The sequence below is a fragment of the Peptoniphilus sp. HMSC062D09 genome (assembly GCF_001811425.1).
In the GTDB taxonomy this organism is placed as follows: domain Bacteria; phylum Bacillota; class Clostridia; order Tissierellales; family Peptoniphilaceae; genus Peptoniphilus_A.
Genome location: NZ_KV804698.1, coordinates 1 through 21,347 on the forward strand (window position 1 = coordinate 1; position 21,347 = coordinate 21,347).

The following is a 21,347-nucleotide window of genomic DNA, read 5'->3' on the forward strand; positions in this document are numbered from 1 at the left end:
AATTACAAAATCTGTTGACAAAACAACTTACGAAAAAGCTGGCGATGTTTTAACTTATAAAGTTACAGTAACAAACACTGGTGAAAAGAAGTTAGAAAATTTAGTTCTTACAGATTCGTTAGTTACTATTACAGATAACACATTTACTTTAAATGTAAATGAATCAAAAGAATTCATATACACTTATAAAGTTACAGAAGCTGATGTTATAGCGAAGAAAGTTACAAACACAGCAACAGTAACTTTGGATAAAGATTCTAAAACAGCAAGTACGACATCAACACTAAAAGAAGACAAACCAAAGCCACCTGTTACTAATATTATTACAGAATATGTGGATATTTATGGCAATGAGTTAATTCCTTCAAAGGATGGTGACCAACCTGTTGAAGTTATTCCTGGTTATGAATTTATTGAAACTAGAAGGACTGAAAAGGTCGTAAGTCATATTTATAAAAAAATTGAAAGAGAAGATCCTAATCCATGGTTCCCTCTATTCCCAAGAGTGGAAAGAAAGGAAAAGGTGGAAACAATATCTGTCAATGCTGTTGTTCCTGAAAAGACTTTGTTAAACAAAGAGGACCACAAGGCTTATATGTTTGGTTATCCAGACTGGACTTTCCTTCCTAACAACAACATGACAAGGGCAGAAGTTACTGCTATGTTTGCAAGACTTCTAAAGAATTATCCAAGCACGAATGTTAAATATAATTTGCCATACAGCGATGTATTTGAAGGCGACTGGTACTATCCAGCAGTGGGCTTCATGACTGAAAATAATATTATCAAGGGTTATGAAGATGGCACTTTCAGACCAAACGCTCCTATCACTAGGGCAGAATTTGCCACTATCGCATCAAAATTTGATGAAATTCTTGGCGGCGATGTCAAGGGATTTTATGATGTGCCAGCAAGCCACTGGGCTTTAAAATATATTAACTCAGCTTATGAGAGAGGTTGGGTAACTGGTTACGAAGACGGAAGCTTTAGACCAGATAGATTTATCACTAGGGCAGAAGTTGTAACTGTAACTAACAAGATGTTAATCAGATATGCTGATGTTGATTATGTGAGAGCTCACAGGGATCTTTTGATCAACTTCAAGGACCTAGACGAATCTCACTGGGCATATTTTAACATTATGGAAGCTACTCATGGACACGACTTCATGAGAAAGGCTAATGGCAAGGACGAAACTTGGGAAAGGTTAAATGGCGAAGCCTTTATCTTCCCAGACTTGAGATATGAAGAAAGATAATTTAACAAATTAGGAGAATGATATGAAAAGAAGTTTAAGTTTATTATTGGCATTGGTTATGCTAATAGGAATTTTACCATTTCAAGTTTTTGCAGATGTTGAGTCTGCAGAACTTGAAACTAAAATAGAAGAGATAGAAGAAGGGGCTGAGGAAAAAAGTCCTCTAGTTCAAGAAGAAAAAGAAAAAGAAGAAGATGAGCTACAAATTGGTGACGAGATAAAAGGAGCACCTCTTGGAGCAGAGCCTAATGTTACTCTTGTAGGTCAATGGGTAAATGAGTCAACAACAAAGGAAGACACTCCAAAACACTATGAACTTACAGATAAGATTGGATATGAATTGTTTAATAGTGGTTTATTAAGAGGAAAAGCAAAGCAATTTTTAGGCTGGTCTGATAAGGCTCCTGTTGGCAATGGAGTTTTAGCAGAAGGTGCAAAATTATTTTCACCAGAAGATACAATTGCAGATGTTTTTGGAAGTTCTATACCAAAAGATGCTAAAATTTATGCTGTTTATTATGAAATAAATAAGCCTTATGGAGATCCATTGCCTACAAATCCAGTTGCTTTATTAGTTCCAGGTCAATTAGCTACTGAAATTAAAGATAGAATAAATGATAATAAGGTAATGATTGATGAGAGTTTAAAAGCTGAAGATATTTTGAAGGGTACTGATAACTACAGTGCTGATGGTGTCATTATTGACAAGTACAAAAAAACAGATGACGATAAGACAATTAACGAAGTAGTTTTAAACTCTGAGCTTGAGATGGATTGGGTAGCTGCAATGCTTGCATATAAAAATATAGCGGGATCTAATCAGATATTACCAATTTTAAGTCGTGATTATGGAGAAAGATTTGAAAATAATGACTTTCCAACTGACGAAGGCAAGGCTGCTGGCTACACTCATGTTGATTTAAACATGGACTTTGGCAAAGACGAAGGACTTGTAGTTCCTGATCAATTATTCTTAGAGTTTAAGAGTTACTCATGGAGACCACTTTATGCTTTTGGCTTCAAGGATGACGGAACAAAAGATGTATTGAATGGATTGGATGACTATAAAGATTTAGTAAGTAACAGTGATCCAAGAACGAAATTCAGTGTTAAAACTAAGTATAAAGCTGCAGATGGTAAAGATAAAAATTACAGAAAGATTACTATTAGAGTTATACTAAGACAATGGGATCCAAATGATAAGAATACAAATCGTGGTTTTACAGGAGAAAGAATTCCTGAATTTTCTATTCCAAAGGGACCTCAAGGAACTGTAGCAAGTGAAATTTTATCCAATATGACTTTAAGAGTATTAGGCTCTGCAGATGGTATTGAAAATAAAAATATAGTCAGAATAACAGATGCAAGAGCAAATGAACTTGCTAATAGTGAAGGAAAAGAAAATATCACTATAACAGGATCTATTAAGGGATATATGCTTTCATCTCTAGGCACACAACAAGTTGGAAAATTCAAAATTCCACTAGAGTCTGATGCAGAAATTAATGAGATAAAGGCTAACGAGCTTAAATTATCCTATGTTCACAAAAAGGAAGAACCAAACCCAATTGAAAAAGTTGTTTTAACTCTTGATGAAAATCATTTTGATGGAAAAATCCTTACTCACGAGCTTGACAAGTGCGAAGAAGTTGGAAAATATTTATACAATCCAAGTCGTGAAGGCTACATCTTCCGCGGCTGGAACACTAAATCTGACGGCAGTGGCGACTTTGTAAAGGCAAGTGATTTGATTTGTGAAAGCAAAACAATTTATGCAATTTGGGAAAAGGAAGCTGTAGAACATCACCACGAATATGTGCCAACTCTACCTGTTTACGCAGATGCTAAAAAGGATAATGTGAGACCAAGTGAAAGTCATAGCGCCTACATCTTTGGCTACGAAGACAAGTCTGTGAGAGCAAATAATAACTTAACTCGTGCTGAAGCTGCTGCCATGGTAACAAGACTTGCCAAGCTAGACTTATCTAACAAGGCTAAGGCAGACTACAAGGACCTTCAAGACAAGGCATGGTACTTGCCATACATCAACGCCGCTTTAAAGGCAGACATGATTGATGCTGATGGTGAAAATTTGAGACCTAATGACAAGATTACAAGGGCAGAATTTGCCAAGATGCTTGCTGCCATTGACAAGGAAAATGATTATGTTTCAAAGTTTGAAGATGTAAAGGGTCACAAGTACGAAAAGGAAATCAACAAGATTGACGGCAACAAGAGAATTGCAGGTTACGAAGATGGAACTTTCAGACCAGATAATAACCTCACTCGTGCTGAAGCTGCTTCCTTCTTAAACAGGATGTTTAATAGGGTAGCTGACGATGCTGCTATTAGAAATCTTGAAGATTCTCTAGTTAAGTTTACTGATTTAAATAAGGGCGATTGGTTCTACTATGAAATTGTTGAAGCTGCAAATTCTCACGAACTTGTAAGAAGAGATGGTTCTGACAAGTACGATCGCCTATATGAATCTTGGCTAAGACTAATTGACAATGGTATTACTAGATAAGACCTAAAAATTTCTTAAATAATTTTATGCCAGGGCTTAGGCTCTGGTATTTTTTTGTTTTTATATTTTTTTGCATAGAAAAAGTGCAAGTTTTTCTTGCACTCTGTAAATTTTTTATTTAATTTTATAGACTCTCTAAATATTTTTTTACTTGGGGACCTACAAAGGCTTTGCCCTCTGTCAAGAGGATTGGTCTTTTTACTAGCATGCCGTCTGTGGAGAGGAGCTCAAAAATTTCTTCTTCAGTCATGTCCTTCTTCTTGTCCTTTAGTCCAAGCTCTCTATACCTCACGCCTGATGTGTTAAAAAGTTTAAAGATGTCAACTTCTGCAAGGTCCTTTATTTTTTTTAGTTCTTCAATAGAGAGAAGGTCCTTGTCGATTTCTCTGTAGTCGTAGGATATATTTTTTTCTTCCAATAATTTTTCTATATTTTTGCAAGTGCTACATCTTTTGTAGCCGATTAATGTGTTCATTTTCAGCCTCCTTTTAGTAATTTCATTATACTACAAAAAATTATAAAAAATTTTTAAAAATTTTTGCAAAAAGTGTTTACAAAATAATTTAGTGTGGTATAATGATAGTACCAAATAAGATTAACTTGTTGAAGTGAATAGAATTATTGTGAAGTTTCTTATTTGGCGAAACATGACAATTCCATCCAAGATCAGTAAAAATGTTTTTGATTTTTATTAATTTTACAAGTTTTGACTTAAAACGCCAAGACTTTTATATAAATCGAATAGTTTTTTATGGACGATAAAGAATTTTTAATAGTATAACTTTTAAAATAATTGATGGTAAATAGTTTGTTTAGATATTACTCTTAGTTTTTATATAAAGTGGTACGCAGACTTAGAGTTGGGAATGCGAGAATTATTAATTTTATATAAGGCTTTGGTAAAATAATAATTAAGGTGATAGTAGTGATTGAACCAAAAAGTTTAAGTTGGATGGAATTGGATATTTAAAAAGAATGTCATTTATTTAGAAAATAAAGGCATTCTTTTTTTATGTTCTTTTTAAGTTATAAGTTGCAAAATAAATTCGACACAAAAAAATTTTGCCACACAAATAAATTGCGACAGGAAAAAATTTTGCCACACAAATAAATTATATTTTTTTAAAATACAATTCATAAGATAAAATTTCAAAAGTCTCAAAAAATTTATATTTACATAAAAATTTGCAAGAAGTCACAAAAAAATCGCCACGACAAATTCGTGACGATTAATTTTTTATTTGTTTAAAATTTTTGCAGCCATTTCTTTTCCAAAGTCTATAAGCTTTTTCATTTCTTCTTCAGTTGCTGCACCTTGGATTTCTAGTTGTGTGTCAAGGACATCGTACTTGCCTTCTTCCATGTATTTCTTTAGGGTTTTAAGAGCACCGCCTGACCAGGAATAGGAGCCGAAAATTCCCCAATAATTATTTTTCATTCTTTGGTGAGAAACTTCTGTCATTAGATAATCCATTGGTGGGAACAAATTGTTGTCGTAAGAACATGATCCTATGATTACACCCTTGTATCTCCAAATGTCTGATAAAAGATAGGAGTTAGATGTCTTTGTGATGTCTCTAATCTTGATATTCTTAAGTCCGCCTTCAGAAAGTCCCCTTGCCACAGCTTCTGCCATCATTTCAGTATTTCCATACATTGAGCCGTAGATAACAACGCAGCCGTCAACAGTTTCTTGTTTAGCAAGAGATGTGTAGATGTCAATTATTTTCTTAGGATCTTCTCTCCAAATAGGACCGTGATCTGGACAAATTAACTGAATATCAAGGTCAGCTAATTTATTTAAAGCTTTAAGGGCTTGTGCTGCATATTTTCCAACTATATTTATAAAATATCTTGTTGTTTCTTCGTGATAGTGAGCGTCATATTCGATTTGATCGTCAAAAATTCCGCCATCAAGGGTTCCAAAGCCACCGAAAATATCTTGTGAGAAAAGTGTCTTTGTAGTTTCTTCATAGGCTACCATAGATTCTGGCCAGTGAACCATTGGAGTCATGTAAAAAGTATATTTTTTATCTCCTAGTTCTAGTGTTTCACCATCCTTAACTTCTATGATGTTGTCTGTAATTTCATAGAAATTATTTAGCATGGCAACAGCTTTTTTATTTGTAACAAGTTTTGCATCTGGATAGATTTCCAAAATTGATTTAATTGAAGAAGTGTGGTCTGGCTCCATGTGATTAATCATAATGTAGTCAATCTTTTCGCCTTCGCCAATTATTTCATTTATTTTTTGCACATAGGAATCAATTGTGTTTACTCTTACTAAGTCAAAAAGTACATTTTTTTCGCCCTTAACAAGAAAAGAGTTGTAAGCAACTCCCTTTGGAAGAGGCCACATTCCTTCAAATAGTTCAGTCTTTCTATCATTTGTGCCTATATAGTAAATGTCATTTTTAATAGGCACTGACAATAAATTTTCCATAAAATCCTCCTTATTTTTTAAAATTTTATTTTGACAAATTTTTTCACGAGTCTTTAAGTATTTTATTTAAGAAAGCTTTTTAATTTCACAAAAAGTCTTAATAAAATTCCAAAAAGTCATGTCTTTCGCCCTTTTCTTTAAATCCTAAGATTTGCTCCATATTTACATTTTCAGTTGCTCGAAGAATATTTATGTCTACATTTTTGTTTTCTTTTTTTAGTTCTTCGATTAAGTCCTTAATAAAAAATCTCTTGTTGCCAGACTTTTTCTTTGTCACAGTGCAGGCACAGTCAAGGGCAGATAGGCCCGTTGACTTCATAAAGCGAATGATTGCCTCTTCACGAACTAGATACATGGGTCTAATTAGTTCAAGTCCTTCAAAGTTTTGCGATTTTAATTTCGGCATCATAGTTTTGAAGTCGCCAGCATAAATTATATTTAAAAGAACAGTCTCTATGACATCGTCAAAGTGATGACCTAGGGCAAGCTTGTTGCAGCCAAGTTCCTGAGCCCTGTTGTATAAATTTCCGCGGCGCATTCTCGCGCACATATAGCAGGGAGATCCGCCCTCAGACATTTTTTCTGCAACGGAAAAAACATCAGACTCGTGAATCTTTACTGGTATGCCAAGCTTTTCGCAGTTGAACTCCAGCCTCTGTCTATTTTCAGGAAGGTATCCTGGGTCCATGGCTATAAACTCTAGGTCAAAGGGCACCTTGTTGTGTCTCTTTAATTCCTGCAAGAGTTTTGCAAGAGTGAGGGAGTCCTTGCCGCCAGAAATTGCAACGGCAATCTTGTCGCCAGGGCTTATTAGTTCGTATTTATTTACGCCTTGCACAAATTTTTTATATATGTCTCGTCTGTAAGTCTTTATAAGGGACCTTTCTATGTCCACAGTGCTTTTTATTGTTTCCAAAAAATTCCACCTTTACCAATCTAATCTTATTATAGCACAGTTAATTTTTATTTTTAATATAATAGGCTTTCTAGGTCAATTAAATATTTTTCTGCCAAAAAAATTTTTTGAGATTTATAAAAAAACATCTTATTTTAAAATAAAGGGCTAAAAATCATTAATTTTTCAAAAAATATTTATGATGTGATATAATTTATGTAATTAACTAATGGACTCTACTGAAGTAGAGAGAAGAAAAGGAAGTATAAAATGGTAAAGTATAATGTTAAGAAAAATTTCACCCTACTTGTGGATTTTTATGAATTAACAATGGCAAATGGATTTTTTAGAGAAGGTATGAGAGACAAGACTGTCATCTTCGATATGTTTTTTAGGGAAGTACCTGACAACGGTGAATACACAATTGTTGCTGGTCTAGAACAATTAATCGAGTACATGGAAAATCTCCACTTCTCTGAAGAAGACATAGAATTTTTGAGAGGCAAAAATATTTTTGACGAAGAGTTTTTAGATTATCTATATAATTTTGACTTTCAATGTGATGTCTGGGCTATGCCAGAGGGGACTCTCGCCTTTCCAGGTGAACCCCTAGTAACAGTTAGAGGTCCAGCTATGCAGGCACAAATGCTTGAGACTATGGTTCTCTTAACTTTAAATCATCAATCAATGATTGCCACAAAGGCATCTAGAATTGTAAAGCAAGCAAAGGGAAGACCTGTTGTTGAATTTGGATCAAGAAGGGCGCAAGGTTATTCTGCTGCAAACTTAGGTGCAAGGGCTGCCTACATTGGTGGCTGTGCAGGAACTGCCAACACTTTATCTGATAAGATGTTTGGCGTGCCAGCTCTTGGCACCATGGCACACTCTTGGGTTCAAATGTTTGACTCTGAACTTGAAGCCTTTAGGGCCTTTGCAAGAGTTTATCCAGACAACTGTCTCCTTTTAGTTGACACCTATGACACCCTAAAGGAAGGCATACCTAATGCCATAAAAGTTTTTGACGAAGAAGTCCTCCCTCGTGGATTTAGACCAAAGGGAATAAGAATTGACTCAGGAGACATCACTTACATCTCCAACAAGGCGAGAAAAATGCTTGACGATGCAGGCTATCCTGACGCACAAATTATGGCATCAAACTCTCTTGACGAGTACACTATAAGGACAATCCTCCACCAAGGGGCAAAGCTTGATTCCTTTGGAGTTGGGGAAAGACTTATTACATCAAAATCATCTCCAGTCTTTGGCGGAGTTTATAAATTAGTTGCAACTGTAAATGATGATGGAAAAATTATTCCAAAGATAAAAATTTCTGAAAATGTTGCGAAAATTACTACACCAGGCTTTAAGGAACTTTACAGATTTTATGAAAATGAAACAGGCAAGGCAATGGCAGATGTAATTGCCCTAAGGGATGAAGAAATTCCTGAAGACAATTATGAAATTTTCCACCCAGTTTACACTTGGAAGAGAAAAACCTTAACTGACTACACAGCCAAGAAGGTTCTAGTACAAATTTATGACAAGGGAAAACTCGTCTACAAGCTTCCAAGCCTTGAAGAGATAAAGAAAAAGGCAGAGAGAGAACTTGACACTCTTTGGGAAGAAACTAAGAGACTAGATAATCCAAACGAATACATCGTTGACTTGTCAGAAAAACTTTGGAAGGTTAAGGACGAACTTTTAAAGAAACACGGTAAAAATTAAAAAAATAGAAGGGAAGAAATATGCAGTATTACGGAAATGTTTTTAGACCGCCAAGTGAGGCAAGGTCTCTAATTATTCAGGCAACAGTGGGTTGCTCCCACAATTCTTGCACATTTTGCTACATGTATAAAGATGACGACTTTAGGATTAGACCTCTTGAAGACATAAAAAAGGATTTAATCGAAATGAGCTCCTATAAAGATTATTTCGAGAGAATTTTCTTGGCTGATGGAGATGCCCTAATTTTAAAGACAGAAGATTTAGTTGAGATTTTAAGAACTATAAAAGAATATTATCCCAATGTAAATAGAGTTTCTTCCTATGCGACAGCTCAGGACATTAACAGAAAGTCCCTTGAAGAATTAAAGACTCTTAGGGAAGAAGGACTTGAAATGCTCTACATTGGTTTTGAAACAGGCGACGAGGACCTCCTAAAAGAGATTCAAAAGGGCATTAGCTATGAGGAATATGTCACTGCAATGAAAAAGGCAAAGGAGGCAGGCTTTAAGACTTCTGTCACTATTATTGCAGGCCTTGGCGGAGTAGATGGCATAGAAAAAAATGCTATTGGAACTGCCAAACTTGTCTCTGAAACAAAGCCAGACTTCTTGGGATATCTCACAATGAGAATTTATAAGAACACTCCTCTTTATGCCGACTACATCTCTGGCAAATTTAAAATGCCAGATGCAGGCGAAATTTTAGAAGAGATGAAAATATTTTTGGAGCATGTGGATTCAGAAGGCACAGTCTTCAGGTCCAATCACGCATCAAACTATGTCCTACTTGCAGGTAACTTAAATGAAGATAGAGAGGCTCTAATAAAGTCCATTGAAAAAACTTTGAAAAAGAAAAACTTTAGACCTGATGTATTGAGAGGTTTCTAAATTGAGTAAAAAAGATTTAAAAAATAATGCAGCTTCAAAAAATGAAGAGGATTTAAAAAGAGAAGACCTTTCCAAACACCAAAATAGGGGTGTCATATCCTTTACCAAGGACGAAGATGAGAAGGCTCTTGCAGTAAATCCCATAAGATTTTTGCTTCCACTTGATTATAGCAAGGCGCCTCGTAAAGAGGAAAAACTTGAAATTGACTACAAGGAAAAAGATGAGCCATCCAACAAGGATTTTGAAATAATTATGGAAGTAAATCCAAGTAATTTTGAAGATGACAGGAAGAAAAAATTTAAGAAAAAAAATAATTTGCCAATGCTTTATGACAAAGAGAAGATGGAAGAGGAAACTATGGACATAATTGACGATTACGCCGACATCTTCACTAGGCAAATGAAGCTCATGATGGATTTTTCTGAAATTTACGTTAAGAGCATAAGTAGTATGCAAAAATCTTTTTTTGAAGACTATTTTAAATTATTTGACGACTTTTCAAAAAAATAGAGGAGAAATATGGAAGAAAAAAGAGAAGAAAGAAAAGAACTAGAAGAAATGGAAAAGACAAGCCTTCCTTTGAAAAAACTATCCTTTAAAAACGAAGTTTACAAGAAAGTTTTTTTACTGGGACTGGCACTTTTATTTGTCGCCTATTTATTTTTAAATAGCAAAAGTATTTTCAAAGGCTTTGGAGTCTTACTTGGTATATTGGCACCCTTCATACTTGGAGGAGTAATTGCCTTTATTATGAAAATACCTCTAAACTTTTTAGAGAGAAAAGTTTTTGACAAGATAAAAAATGAAAAATTCCAAAAGCACAAGAGGACAATTTCTATTGCAATTTCCTTTATATTTATAATACTTGTATTTTTCCTTATTACTGCAATAATTGTGCCACAGCTAATAAATTCCTTTGATGGACTTAGAAAGTCCCTTCCTAGCTTTTTACAAATGGCAATAGATAAGACTAGAGAGATACCTTACCTAAATAATTATTCTGACAAGTTGCAAAGTGAATATGATAATTTAAGTTGGAATGAAATATTTAATAGGATAAAGGGCTTTGTCACATCTAGTGACAAGTCATCACAAATACTTAATGGCGCACTTTCCACTGCATCAAGTATTTTAGGTGGACTTGTGTCCTTTATGCTTGCCCTAATTACATCAATTTACATTTTGGCAGATAAGGAAAGACTTGGCTATCAAGCTAGGAGAATTTGTTACTCTTTTTTCGATAACAATCTTGCAAATAAAATAATTCATGTATTTCATCTTCTTCACGAAAACTTTTTTGGCTTCATAAGGGGACAGCTTACAGTTTCAACTATTATAGGTATTGCGACCTTTGTGGCTTCCTTTGTTTTAAGGATACCCAATGCGGCAACTCTTGGGGTAATAGTTGGCGTCACAGATCTTATTCCAATTATTGGTCCCTTCCTTGGTGGAGCAATGTGCTTTATTATGATAGTAATAGAAGATTCCACAAAAGCTCTTATGTTTTTGGTCTTAATTGTAATTCTTCAACAACTTGAATCAAACTTAATTTATCCCAAAATTGTTGGAGACGAAGTTGGACTTCCATCACTTTGGACTCTTGTTGCCATTACACTTGGTGGATCTTTATTTGGAGTAGTGGGAATGTGGGCATTTATTCCACTGGCATCAACTCTTTATGAACTAATGAGAGAGTACACAAAATATAAAATCGACGAGAAAAATTTAGACTTAAGAATGAAAAAAATTTAAAAATAAAAAATAAACTGCTTGGAGAAAATATTCTCTAAGCAGTTTTTTCTTGGAAAATTTTAAATATAAATTATTTATTTTTTCTTCTTCTTATCTTTTTTGTCTTCTTCCTCTTCTTCTTCCTTACTATTTTCTTCTGCTTCCAAAATATTTCCTTCGCAGAACAAGTAAGTTCTCATTTGTTCGTCCCAGCCTTCTTGGTTGCGGCGAAGCCATTCAAGTGTCATCATTGCGTGTTCAATTTCTTCTTCAGCATTGTGCCACATGATTTCCTTTAATTCCTTGTCATCAGTTACTGCAACTCTTTGGTAGTACCAGTCAACTGCTTCGATTTCTTCTTTTAATGAATTAATCGCCCTAATAATTTCTCTTGATTTCTTTGTCATTTCCGCTGCGGGTTCATGATAATCGTTAGCCATAATATGCCTCCTTAAAACAAAAATACAATCGGCTATTAAAATTATAACCCTAAAATGTGGAAAATAAACAAAAAATTTGAAAGTTCTCCTTTTGGGGTATAATAAAAAAAGACAGAAAAGGAGAGATTGAAATGATAGAATTTAAAAATGTCAGTAAAATCTATCCCGGCAATCAGGTTGCAGCTGAAAATATAAATTTAAAATTTAAGGATGGAGAATTTATATGTTTTATTGGAGCCAGTGGATCGGGCAAGACAACTTGCATGAGAATGATCAACAGGATGAACGATATAACTAGCGGAGAAATTTTAATAAATGGCGTAAATATAAATGAAATGGATCCCGTTGACTTGAGAAGGCAAATTGGCTATGTAATTCAACAAATTGGACTTTTGCCACACATGACTGTCTATGACAATATTGTCCTTGTCCCCAGACTTTTGAAGTGGGACGAAGACAAACTAAGACCCATAGCAGAAAATTTAATCGAAAAAGTGGACCTTCCACTATCTTACTTAGATAAATATCCTTCAGAATTATCTGGAGGTCAACAACAAAGAATTGGTGTAATAAGAGCTCTTGCAGCAGACCAAGACATAATTTTAATGGACGAGCCCTTTGGTGCCCTTGACCCAATAACCAGAGACGCCCTACAAAAACTTGTGAAAAGACTACAAAAGGAAATGGGAAAGACCATAGTCTTTGTCTCTCACGACATGGACGAGGCACTTAGTCTTGCAGATAGAATTGTAATTATGAAAAAGGGTCATGTGGAACAATTTGACACACCAGAAAATATTTTGAAAAACCCAAAGAGCAAGTATGTGGAAGACATGCTTGGGGAAGAAAAGTTAAACGAAGCAAAGACATCTTATAGGACTGTGGAAACTATTATGCTTAAGGATCCAGTTTCCCTAACTTCAGATAGGTCAACCTACGATGCCCTAGCCCTTATGAGAAAGAGAAGAGTAGACACAATTTTTGTAACAGACGAAGAAAATCATCTACTTGGAGCAGTGGGTATGTTTGACATTGGACGATTTGGCAAGCACATCAAATCCCTTGATGAAGTTATGGAAAAGGTCTATGCCATAAGAGAAGACACTGTAATAATGAATGCCATTCGTGACATTTATAATTTGGACATAAAAAATCTTCCTGTAGTGGACTCTGAAAATAAGCTAGTTGGACTTGTAACTAGAGCCTCAGTAGTTGACACAATCTACACAAACCTTTGGGAAAATGAAGAGGAAGATGAAGTTGAAGAAATTTTTGAAGATGACAATTTATCTGAACTTATGAAGGACGCATCGGGAGAATCCTCTAAGAAGATAGGTGAAGATAATGCTTGATTTCTTAATGACTAATAGCACGGAGATCCTGTCAAAGTCCCTGGAGCATCTTTTTATTGCCTCAATTTCACTTTTTTTTGGAGTTTTAATAGCAGTGCCCCTTGGCATATTTTTGACACGATCAAAGACGGCAGCAAAAATTATCATGGCAATAGCATCAGTCCTACAAACTGTGCCTTCCTTTGCCCTACTCGCCCTTATGATTCCGATTTTTGGCGTGGGCAAAAAGCCAGCCATAGTTTCACTTTTCATATATTCGCTACTTCCAATTTTGAGAAACACCTATCTTGGCATAGCAGGAGTAAATGACAAGCTAATAGATGCGGCAAGGGGCATGGGCATGACCAGGTCACAAATTTTATTAAAAGTGCAAATACCTATGGCAATGCCAGTTATCATGAGTGGCATTAGACTTTCTGCCATTTATGTCCTTGCTTGGACGACTCTTGCAGCCTATGTAGGAGCTGGTGGACTTGGCGACTTTATCTTTAACGGACTTACCAATGCCATAATGCCAATGGTTGTTTGGGGAACAATCCCAGTAACCCTAATGGCAATAATTGTGGACTTCTTATTTGGCATACTTGAAGACAAACTTTCACCTAACAAGACAAGTGGGGTGGCATAATGAAAAAAACAAATAAAATAAAAAAATTAATTTTGATTTTTGTAATGCTATCCATGCTTTTAACATCTTGCACCCTTCCAGGTCTAGGAGGAAATACCAAGACCAATGTAGTTGTAGCCACAGGCTCAAATACAGAAAGACAAATCTTAGGTGAAATAGTAAAGCAAATGATCGAGCACCACACAGACCTTAAAGTTTCACTTATAACAAATCTATCATCATCAGTCCTAAATCATATAGCCATGTTAAAGGGAGATGTCAATGTGGTAGGGGGAATGTACACAGGCACAGCCCTAAGTGGCGAGCTTGGCATGGAGCCCATAAAGGATCCAAAAAAGGCAGAAGAAGTTGTAATGAAGGAATATTACAAGAGATGGGAAAGATATTGGTATCCATCCTTTGGCTTTGACAACACCTATGCCTTTATGGTTACAAAAAAATTTGCAGAAGAAAACAATCTAAAGAAGGTATCAGACCTTGAAAAAATAAAGGACAAAGTAAGCGTTGGCGTTGACACAGCATGGATAAAGAGAGAGGGCGACGGCTACAAGGCCTTCCAAGAAATTTACGGCTTTAAATTTAAGAGCATCTATCCCATGGACATAGGACTTGTCTACACAGCCCTTGCCAGCGGAGAGATGGATGTAGTCCTTGGCTATTCAACAGACGGCAAAATTTCATCCTACGACCTAGTAGTCCTAGAAGACGACAAAAGGCTCTTCCCACCTTACGACTGCTCACCAGTAGCCTCAAAGGCCATAATAGAAAAATATCCAGAAGTGGAAGAAACAATCATGAGACTTGTGGGGCAAATCCCATCAGAAACCATGCAGGAACTAAACAGGCAAGCCGATGAAGACTTAGAAATGCCAGCAAAGGTGGCAGAAAACTTTTTGAAGAAGAATAATTATTTTGAAGACCTAAAAGTCGACAAAAATAAAATAAAAGACTACAGAGAATTTGTGGAAGGAGGAAAAAATGTCTGATGTAATAATTTACTATGCACAAAACTCATCCTATGTCTTTGAGCAGTTCCTTAGACACTTTCTAATTTCCATATACGGAGTTTTATTTGCATCAATAGTAGCAATTCCACTTGGATTTTTTGTGGCAAGAAGGAGAAAATTATCAAGACTTACCATTAGCATTGCCAATGTAATGCAGACAATACCTTCCCTTGCCATGCTTGCCATCCTCATGTTTTTAATAGGAACGGGACCAGACACAGTGGTCTTTGCAGTATTTTTATACGCCATCCTTCCAATCTTAAAAAACACAGTGGCGGGCATAAATTCAGTGACACCAGAACTCGTTGACGCAGCCACAGGCATGGGCATGACAAAGCTTCAGCTAATGACAAAGGTTGAACTGCCCCTTGCCATATCAATAATAATGGGTGGCATAAGAAACGCCCTAGTCCTTGCCATAGGAGTGACAGCAGTTGGAACCTTCATAGGAGCAGGCGGACTAGGCGACATTATAACGAGAGGAATAACAGTAGCCAAGGGCAGCCCAATAATAATAGCAGGCGCAATCCCAACAGCCCTTATGGCAGTCTTGGCAGACTTTTTGCTGGGAATAATCGAGCACAAACTAACACCAAGAACCTTTACTAAGATTTAAAATTTTAGGAAATAAAAATAACTCAGGTACACATGACATAGAAGTGCCTGAGTTTTTCTTTGTCAAAAATTTTATTTTTTAATTTTTTTATAAATTATCCATATATATTTTCCAAATTTACAAGTCTTTAACTCAACTCTTTTTACTTTTCCTAAATTCTATAACAGAAGCTAGGGTGTTAACTAGGACTATATAGTGGTGGTAGAAGGAGAAGTAAAGGGAGAGAACTGGTGCGCCAACCATCTCCAGGGGTGTCCTGCCGGCTATATTCCATGGTATATAGGAGGGAGTCATGACGGCTGAGTTTTCCATGTCCAGTGCCAACTTTTCGCTGTCCTCGTAACTTTCACGAGCCATTTCATAAGTGAGCATTATGGTAAGGGTTTGGTTGGATGAAAAAATTGAAATCACTGTGGACATTATAGACATGACCACCATGTCAGGCAGCCCTGCAAAAAGTCTTCTTACATATTTTTTCACGTCCACAAGAAGGTCTGTCTCCTTAAAAAATCCAAAGTAGCCAGAGGATATACCCACGATTAAAAGCATCTTTAGCATGGAGACAAGACCGCCACCATTTATAAGCTTGCCTGCCTCAGAATCTATGTGAAAGCCAAAGATCAGCGCCCTAAAAATTTCGCCTGCCCCCTTATTTTGAAAGACTGCGGCAAAAATTATTGATATTAAAATCGAAATCACCATATTTATTTTCAAGTTCACCTTAAAAATTGACAGCAGGATGATGGAAAGGGTTGGGATAATCAATAAAGCGTTGAAATTAAATATTTCTCTTATTAAATTTATGCCCTCCTTGTCGACCCTTGCATCAATGCCAAGGTTAAAGATTTGATAAGTTATTATTGTAAGGGCAAAGGGAATTATGCAAGTCCTAAACATATTCTTTAAATTCGCAAAGAGGTCAGTTTTTGTGAGAGTCGCCACAAGTAGTGCTGATGTAGACATGGGAGAGGACCTGTCGCCAAAAAAGCAGCCCGACAAAATTGCTCCACCGCTAACTACTGGACTAAAGCCCATGGCATTTGATATGGACATGGAAATTATGCCAGCAGTTGATGCTGTGCCGAAACTTGTCCCTGTTAAAAAGGAAATTGCAGAGTTAAAAATAAAAACTCCAACATAAAAAAACTTTGGTGCTATGAGGCCTGTCCCATGATAAATTATGTAGGCAATGGTGCCAGATAGTCGCCAAATCCCAGTGATCATGCCGATAAGGGAAAAGACCAGGAGTATTGTTTTCGTGTCCCTTATGCCCAGTGAAATCATCTTAAAAATTTCTCTTGGGCTAAATTTTTTCTTGTAGGCGTAAAGTGCAAGGACTATTAAATTTATAAAAAGAGCCAAGGCTATTGGGACTTTAAAAATTATTGCCAGGAATAAAATTAGCATAAACAATATTAAGACAGCCGTCTCCATGGTAATCACCTCAAATTTATTATAACTTAACTTAAACTTTATATGAAATGTTTTATAATTTATAAAAGTCACTAGTAAAAATTTTACTTAATCTTAATAAAGATTTAAGAAATATGCAGTTTATAACTATTGCAAAGGCAAAGGAAATTACTATATAATTGACTGCGGAGGTAGATATGAAGAACTTATACATAAGGACAAAAAACTTTATTTTCAAGAACAAGATTACAAAAATTATTGCATTGCTTTTACTTCTTGCATTTGCATTTTTAATTTTTAAAATAATTTCAGGAAAGATCGGTGGCAAAGAGGGAGAGACAATTTCTTCCAACCAAGTGGTGACCCTTAAGAAGGGCAGTGTCACTAATTCAGTGACAGAAAAGGGCAAGGTTGTGTCATCAAACTCTGTGGAAGTTTTCGCAGAAAAACCCCTTCCTGTCACTCATGTAAATGTAAAAGTGGGCGACCTTGTGAAGAAGGGCGATGTTATTGCTCAGCTTGACTCATCTTCCATTGAGCAACAATTAAAGTCAAGAAGGGCACAAAAGTCTGCCACAGACAAAAACCTTTCTGCACAAATTTCTGCTGCCAAAAAAAGACTTGATGAGGCAATTTCCGGTCGTGATTCTGGCAAAAATCCAGCCATAGTTGCTGCAGAAACTTCACTTACTCAAGCCATGGACCAATACCTAGCAGCGCAAAAATCCTATGACGACTTCAAGAGAAGTTTAGACGAAGCCTACAACCAAGGCATGGTTGCAGAAAAGAGCACGAGGGAAAATCTTGCCTACCAAGAAGAGGCGACAGACTTAAAATATAGACAGCTGCAAGATGACATGAACAAGAACGCAAATAAAATTGCCGACAATAGGGCACTAGCAGCAGACAAGTCAAGGCAAGAGGCATATTTGCAAAATGCACTTGATAACGAGAAGAGAAGGTTGACTGAACTTGGAATTTCCATTAAGGAAGAACAGGGAAGACTGGCTGAGGCTCAAGAAAAAGTTACAAGTTATCAAACGGAAATTACAAGTTTGGGAGCTGAAAAAAGTCAATTAGAAGCTAAACTTCAAAAAGCTAATCTTGAGTTAAACCAGCCTCAAAACACACCAGAAAAAAAACAAGAGATTCAAAAAACTATTGATGAGACTAAAAAGAATATAGCAAATAAAGATGCTGAAATACAAAAAAATAAAGATGCAATAGAGGCAATAAACTTTGAAGAAATAAAAAAATCAGCCAATGAAAACATCAATAGACTTACAAGGACACAAAACGAAGTAGAAATCGAAGTAAATAGAATTTCAGAAGACCTTGCCAGCGCAAAGGCTGACCAGCAAAAATATACATCAGAGGCAGAAGCAATGGAAAAAGAATTGGAAGGTCAACAAAAACAAGTTGACGCAACAAGGCTTGAAGTGAAAAAAGCCAAGGAAGACCTAGCATCAGATGCCGACAAAGCTATAAAATCACAAAAAGCTCGTGACGACGAATTAAAAACGCTGGCACAAAACCTTGAAACAGCCAGAGACAATTACGAAAGCGCCAAGAGAAATCTCGAATCCACAAAGACCCAAGTGGCAAATGAAATTTCTGGCCTATCTGACAATTTGAAGACAGCAAGGGCAGGCGCCAACAACTTAGACAGTGTGGAAATCGAAAATTTGACGGAAGAATTGGAAAAATCACTGATAAAGGCACCAGCTGACGGCACAGTTACAGAAGTGAACGCCAAGGAAGGGCAAGCGCCAGCGGCAGCAGTGGCAAAAATCGAAACCATTGATACCTTGAGGATTGAATCACAAGTAAAAGAATACGACAAGAACTCTGTGGCAGTGGGAACACTTGTGGAAATCACATCAGATTCAGCCATGGGCGAAACCTATAAGGGCAGGGTAATTTCCATAGATCCAGTGCCAATGCCAGCCTCTGCCGACAATAAAACGGGCGAAGTTCTTTACAAAACAACAATTGAATTAGATGAAGGACAAGAAACAAAACTGGCACCAGGCATGACCCTTAGAGTAAAATACATCATGAGCGAAGAAAAGAACACCTTCAAGGTACCAACAGATGCAGTCTTTGAAAGAGATGGCAAAAATTATATACTCGCCCTAAAGGATATGGGTAAGGATAAGTACCAAATCCAAAAGGTGGAAGTGAGCCTGGGACTTTCCAATGACGCAGAAACTGCAATAAAATCTAAGGACTTAAAGGAAAATGACAAGGTCCTTGCCACATCTGGCGGCTATGGTGAGGGAAGCCTAGTAAAAGTCGTTGATGCAGACCTGGCAGATGAAAAAGCTGGAGAAAAAGATGAAAAATAAGCTGATAAAAATGGAGGGTATTAAAAAATCCTTTAACATAGGGAAGGAAAATGAGCTGGAAATCCTTCACGGCATAGATTTTGATGTCAATGAGGGCGAATTTGTCTCTGTTGTGGGACAGTCAGGCTCAGGCAAGTCAACCCTCATGAACATCATCGGCCTCTTAGATAGGCAGACATCAGGCTATTACGAGCTCAATAAAGTTGATATCTCATCCCTAAAGGACAGCGAACTTTCAGCCTATCGTTCCAAAAAAATTGGCTTTGTCTTCCAAAATTTCAATCTCATACCCAGGTCCAATGCCCTAAAAAATGTAGAACTCCCCATGACCTATGCAGGAGTCCCCAAAAAAGAGAGAACAGAGAGGGCAGAAAGGCTACTTGAAATTGTAGATATGAAGGACAGGATGAACCACCTTCCCAATGAACTATCTGGTGGACAAAAACAGAGGGTGGCAATAGCAAGAGCCATGGCAAATGATCCCGATATAATCTTGGCAGACGAGCCAACGGGAGCCTTGGACTCCAAGACAGGCAGGACTGTCATGGATTTATTCCATAAGCTAAACGAAGTGGAAAAGAGGACAATAATAGTCATCACCCACAACCTTGAACTAGCAGAAGAAGCCACTAGGATTTACAAGATGACTGACGGGAACTTGGAGGAGATTTAATGGACCTATTAGAAACAATAAAACTCTCCTTGGAAGGACTAAAATCAAATAAATTAAGATCTTTTTTGACCATGCTTGGCATAATAATAGGCATAGGCTCAGTAATAGGAATAACAACCATAGGTGACGCACTGACAAAATCAGTGAACCAAGCCTTTGACTCCATAGCCAACACAGCAGTCCAATTCTATGTAAGACCAAAAAACGCAGATTATGACGGCGGCGAATTAAGTGAAAGTGATTACTTTACAGAAGACAAAATAAACTATTTAGAGGCGCAAAAGGGCAGGAGAATAGAGGAACTCATCTACCAGGGAGCAAGCGGACAGGGCTATGTAAAAGAAGGCAGAAACAAAGAAGCTGTAGCCATAACATCAACATCCCCTGGCGAAAAAAATATCTTTAAAGTAAAAATGATTGCCGGCAGATTTTTAAATGACGAAGATGTCGCTCGTGGCAAGTCTGTAGCAGTAATATCAGATAAAGTTTTAGAGAAAGTCTATAAAGTTCCTGCACCAGAAGCCTTGGGTAGAGAGGCAAAAATTGAAGTCAACGGTAAGTTAATAGTCGCCACAATAATTGGAGTCTATGAGTATGAAGAAATGTCCGTTATGGGGCAATCCATTAACGGAGCCAACTCCACACTTTACCTTCCAAGGACAACGGGCGACAGAGAACTTTTAAGTGAACCCAGAACAGTTTACTACGACTTAGCCTTGACCCTAAAAAACCCTGACAGCATTGAAGAAGATGCACAGGCAATAAGAGACGAATTAAACGAAAAATTTTATGCTGACAACCCTCGAGCAGAAGTAGCATATTACTCAGCAAAAAGCGAGATAGAACAGATGAATTCTGCCATGGGCTCAATCCAAATAGCCATAGGAGCCATAGCAGCCATTTCCCTCTTAGTAGGTGGCATTGGCGTAATGAATATCCTTCTCGTGTCAGTGACAGAGAGGACCAAAGAAATTGGCATAAGAAAGGCATTGGGGGCAACTCGTGGAGATATACGAAAGCAGTTTATAATCGAATCCGTAATAATTTGCATAATCGGAGGAATCTTCGGCATAGCCCTTGGCACCATCATAGGACTTGTCGGGTCCACCCTCCTAGAGGCAAGGACACTTCCTTCCCTTGGCGCCATAATAGTGGCAGTGGGCTTCTCCATGCTAATAGGAATTTTCTTCGGCTATTACCCAGCCAACAAGGCAGCAAAAATGGATCCAATAGAAGCCTTGAGATACGAATAAAATAAAAAAGAATTAGATGCAAGTGAGCTTGGAAAAAGTTTGCTTGCATATTTTTTTGTCAAAAATTTGCGGGGAATATGAAAATATTTAAAAATCACATAAAAAAATCAAATTCCTTCTATTATATAGTATATTTTTCAAATTCTTTCT

At 36.7% G+C, this 21,347-nt stretch carries 18 protein-coding genes; 13 read left to right on the forward strand and 5 right to left on the reverse strand.

What is annotated here, in order from left to right:
* Both HMPREF2801_RS02185 and HMPREF2801_RS09000 read left to right on the forward strand, forming a co-directional pair.
* Positions 1 to 1,258, forward strand: a 1,258-nt coding sequence (locus HMPREF2801_RS02185; RefSeq protein ID WP_148130061.1) for an S-layer homology domain-containing protein, incomplete at its 5' end; no start/stop codon positions are given.
* 22 nt (positions 1,259 to 1,280) lie between these two features.
* Complete coding sequence (locus HMPREF2801_RS09000; protein WP_083303698.1) at positions 1,281 to 3,785, forward strand: S-layer homology domain-containing protein; 2,505 nt, start codon at positions 1,281 to 1,283, stop codon at positions 3,783 to 3,785.
* 124 nt (positions 3,786 to 3,909) lie between these two features.
* On the opposite strand, the gene HMPREF2801_RS02195 is transcribed toward HMPREF2801_RS09000, so the two are convergent.
* From HMPREF2801_RS02195 to HMPREF2801_RS02205, 3 genes are all read right to left on the reverse strand, one after another.
* Positions 3,910 to 4,260 (reverse strand): Spx/MgsR family RNA polymerase-binding regulatory protein, encoded by a 351-nt coding sequence (locus HMPREF2801_RS02195; protein WP_070610365.1) that lies wholly within the window; start codon positions 4,258 to 4,260, stop codon positions 3,910 to 3,912.
* Between the two features lie 762 nt (positions 4,261 to 5,022).
* Complete coding sequence (locus HMPREF2801_RS02200) at positions 5,023 to 6,228, reverse strand: FprA family A-type flavoprotein (protein ID WP_070610366.1); 1,206 nt, start codon at positions 6,226 to 6,228, stop codon at positions 5,023 to 5,025.
* A gap of 97 nt (positions 6,229 to 6,325) precedes the next feature.
* Positions 6,326 to 7,144: a tRNA lysidine(34) synthetase gene (locus HMPREF2801_RS02205; protein ID WP_070610367.1), complete on the reverse strand. Its 819-nt coding sequence runs from the start codon at positions 7,142 to 7,144 to the stop codon at positions 6,326 to 6,328.
* A gap of 249 nt (positions 7,145 to 7,393) precedes the next feature.
* Here HMPREF2801_RS02205 and HMPREF2801_RS02210 point away from each other — a divergent pair, with 249 nt between their 5' ends.
* The 4 genes from HMPREF2801_RS02210 to HMPREF2801_RS02225 are packed head-to-tail and all read left to right on the forward strand — an operon-like array spanning position 7,394 to position 11,488.
* Positions 7,394 to 8,848 carry a nicotinate phosphoribosyltransferase gene (locus tag HMPREF2801_RS02210; RefSeq protein WP_070610368.1) on the forward strand — a complete coding sequence of 485 codons (1,455 nt, stop codon included), beginning with the start codon at positions 7,394 to 7,396 and terminating at the stop codon, positions 8,846 to 8,848.
* A 20-nt stretch (positions 8,849 to 8,868) separates the two neighbouring features.
* Positions 8,869 to 9,735: a B12-binding domain-containing radical SAM protein gene (locus HMPREF2801_RS02215; RefSeq protein WP_070610369.1), complete on the forward strand. Its 867-nt coding sequence runs from the start codon at positions 8,869 to 8,871 to the stop codon at positions 9,733 to 9,735.
* Between the two features lies 1 nt (position 9,736).
* Positions 9,737 to 10,246 carry a hypothetical protein gene (locus HMPREF2801_RS02220; protein WP_070610370.1) on the forward strand — a complete coding sequence of 170 codons (510 nt, stop codon included), beginning with the start codon at positions 9,737 to 9,739 and terminating at the stop codon, positions 10,244 to 10,246.
* 9 nt (positions 10,247 to 10,255) lie between these two features.
* Positions 10,256 to 11,488 carry an AI-2E family transporter gene (locus HMPREF2801_RS02225; protein ID WP_070610371.1) on the forward strand — a complete coding sequence of 411 codons (1,233 nt, stop codon included), beginning with the start codon at positions 10,256 to 10,258 and terminating at the stop codon, positions 11,486 to 11,488.
* A 74-nt stretch (positions 11,489 to 11,562) separates the two neighbouring features.
* Here HMPREF2801_RS02225 and HMPREF2801_RS02230 read toward each other — a convergent pair whose 3' ends face one another.
* Entirely contained in the window at positions 11,563 to 11,907 is a 345-nt protein-coding gene (locus tag HMPREF2801_RS02230) for an encapsulin-associated ferritin-like protein (RefSeq protein WP_070610372.1), read from the reverse strand.
* A 131-nt stretch (positions 11,908 to 12,038) separates the two neighbouring features.
* Here HMPREF2801_RS02230 and HMPREF2801_RS02235 point away from each other — a divergent pair, with 131 nt between their 5' ends.
* From HMPREF2801_RS02235 to HMPREF2801_RS02250, 4 genes are read left to right on the forward strand one after another with little or no spacing between them, the layout of a single operon-like run.
* Positions 12,039 to 13,259: an ABC transporter ATP-binding protein gene (locus tag HMPREF2801_RS02235; RefSeq protein ID WP_070610373.1), complete on the forward strand. Its 1,221-nt coding sequence runs from the start codon at positions 12,039 to 12,041 to the stop codon at positions 13,257 to 13,259.
* Positions 13,252 to 13,887 carry an ABC transporter permease gene (locus tag HMPREF2801_RS02240; protein ID WP_070610374.1) on the forward strand — a complete coding sequence of 212 codons (636 nt, stop codon included), beginning with the start codon at positions 13,252 to 13,254 and terminating at the stop codon, positions 13,885 to 13,887. The genes HMPREF2801_RS02235 and HMPREF2801_RS02240 overlap by 8 nt, the downstream gene beginning before the upstream one ends.
* A complete protein-coding gene (locus HMPREF2801_RS02245) occupies positions 13,887 to 14,873 on the forward strand; it encodes an osmoprotectant ABC transporter substrate-binding protein (protein ID WP_070610375.1) in 987 nt (328 codons plus the stop codon). Before HMPREF2801_RS02240 ends, HMPREF2801_RS02245 begins: the two co-directional genes overlap by 1 nt.
* On the forward strand, positions 14,866 to 15,510 hold the full coding sequence (locus tag HMPREF2801_RS02250) for an ABC transporter permease (RefSeq protein ID WP_070610376.1): 645 nt from the start codon (positions 14,866 to 14,868) through the stop codon (positions 15,508 to 15,510). The genes HMPREF2801_RS02245 and HMPREF2801_RS02250 overlap by 8 nt, the downstream gene beginning before the upstream one ends.
* A gap of 132 nt (positions 15,511 to 15,642) precedes the next feature.
* Here the strand turns inward: HMPREF2801_RS02250 and HMPREF2801_RS02255 are convergent, their stop codons facing one another.
* The gene (locus HMPREF2801_RS02255) at positions 15,643 to 16,944 is read right to left on the reverse strand and encodes a Na+/H+ antiporter NhaC family protein (protein ID WP_070610377.1); all 1,302 of its coding nucleotides are present in this window, start codon (positions 16,942 to 16,944) and stop codon (positions 15,643 to 15,645) included.
* Between the two features lie 176 nt (positions 16,945 to 17,120).
* Between HMPREF2801_RS02255 and HMPREF2801_RS02260 the strand changes: the two genes are divergently transcribed.
* From HMPREF2801_RS02260 to HMPREF2801_RS02270, 3 genes are read left to right on the forward strand one after another with little or no spacing between them, the layout of a single operon-like run.
* Complete coding sequence (locus HMPREF2801_RS02260) at positions 17,121 to 19,271, forward strand: efflux RND transporter periplasmic adaptor subunit (RefSeq protein ID WP_070610378.1); 2,151 nt, start codon at positions 17,121 to 17,123, stop codon at positions 19,269 to 19,271.
* On the forward strand, positions 19,261 to 19,944 hold the full coding sequence (locus HMPREF2801_RS02265) for an ABC transporter ATP-binding protein (RefSeq protein WP_070610379.1): 684 nt from the start codon (positions 19,261 to 19,263) through the stop codon (positions 19,942 to 19,944). The genes HMPREF2801_RS02260 and HMPREF2801_RS02265 overlap by 11 nt, the downstream gene beginning before the upstream one ends.
* Entirely contained in the window at positions 19,944 to 21,197 is a 1,254-nt protein-coding gene (locus HMPREF2801_RS02270) for an ABC transporter permease (RefSeq protein WP_070610380.1), read from the forward strand. Before HMPREF2801_RS02265 ends, HMPREF2801_RS02270 begins: the two co-directional genes overlap by 1 nt.
* Positions 21,198 to 21,347 lie beyond the last annotated feature (150 nt).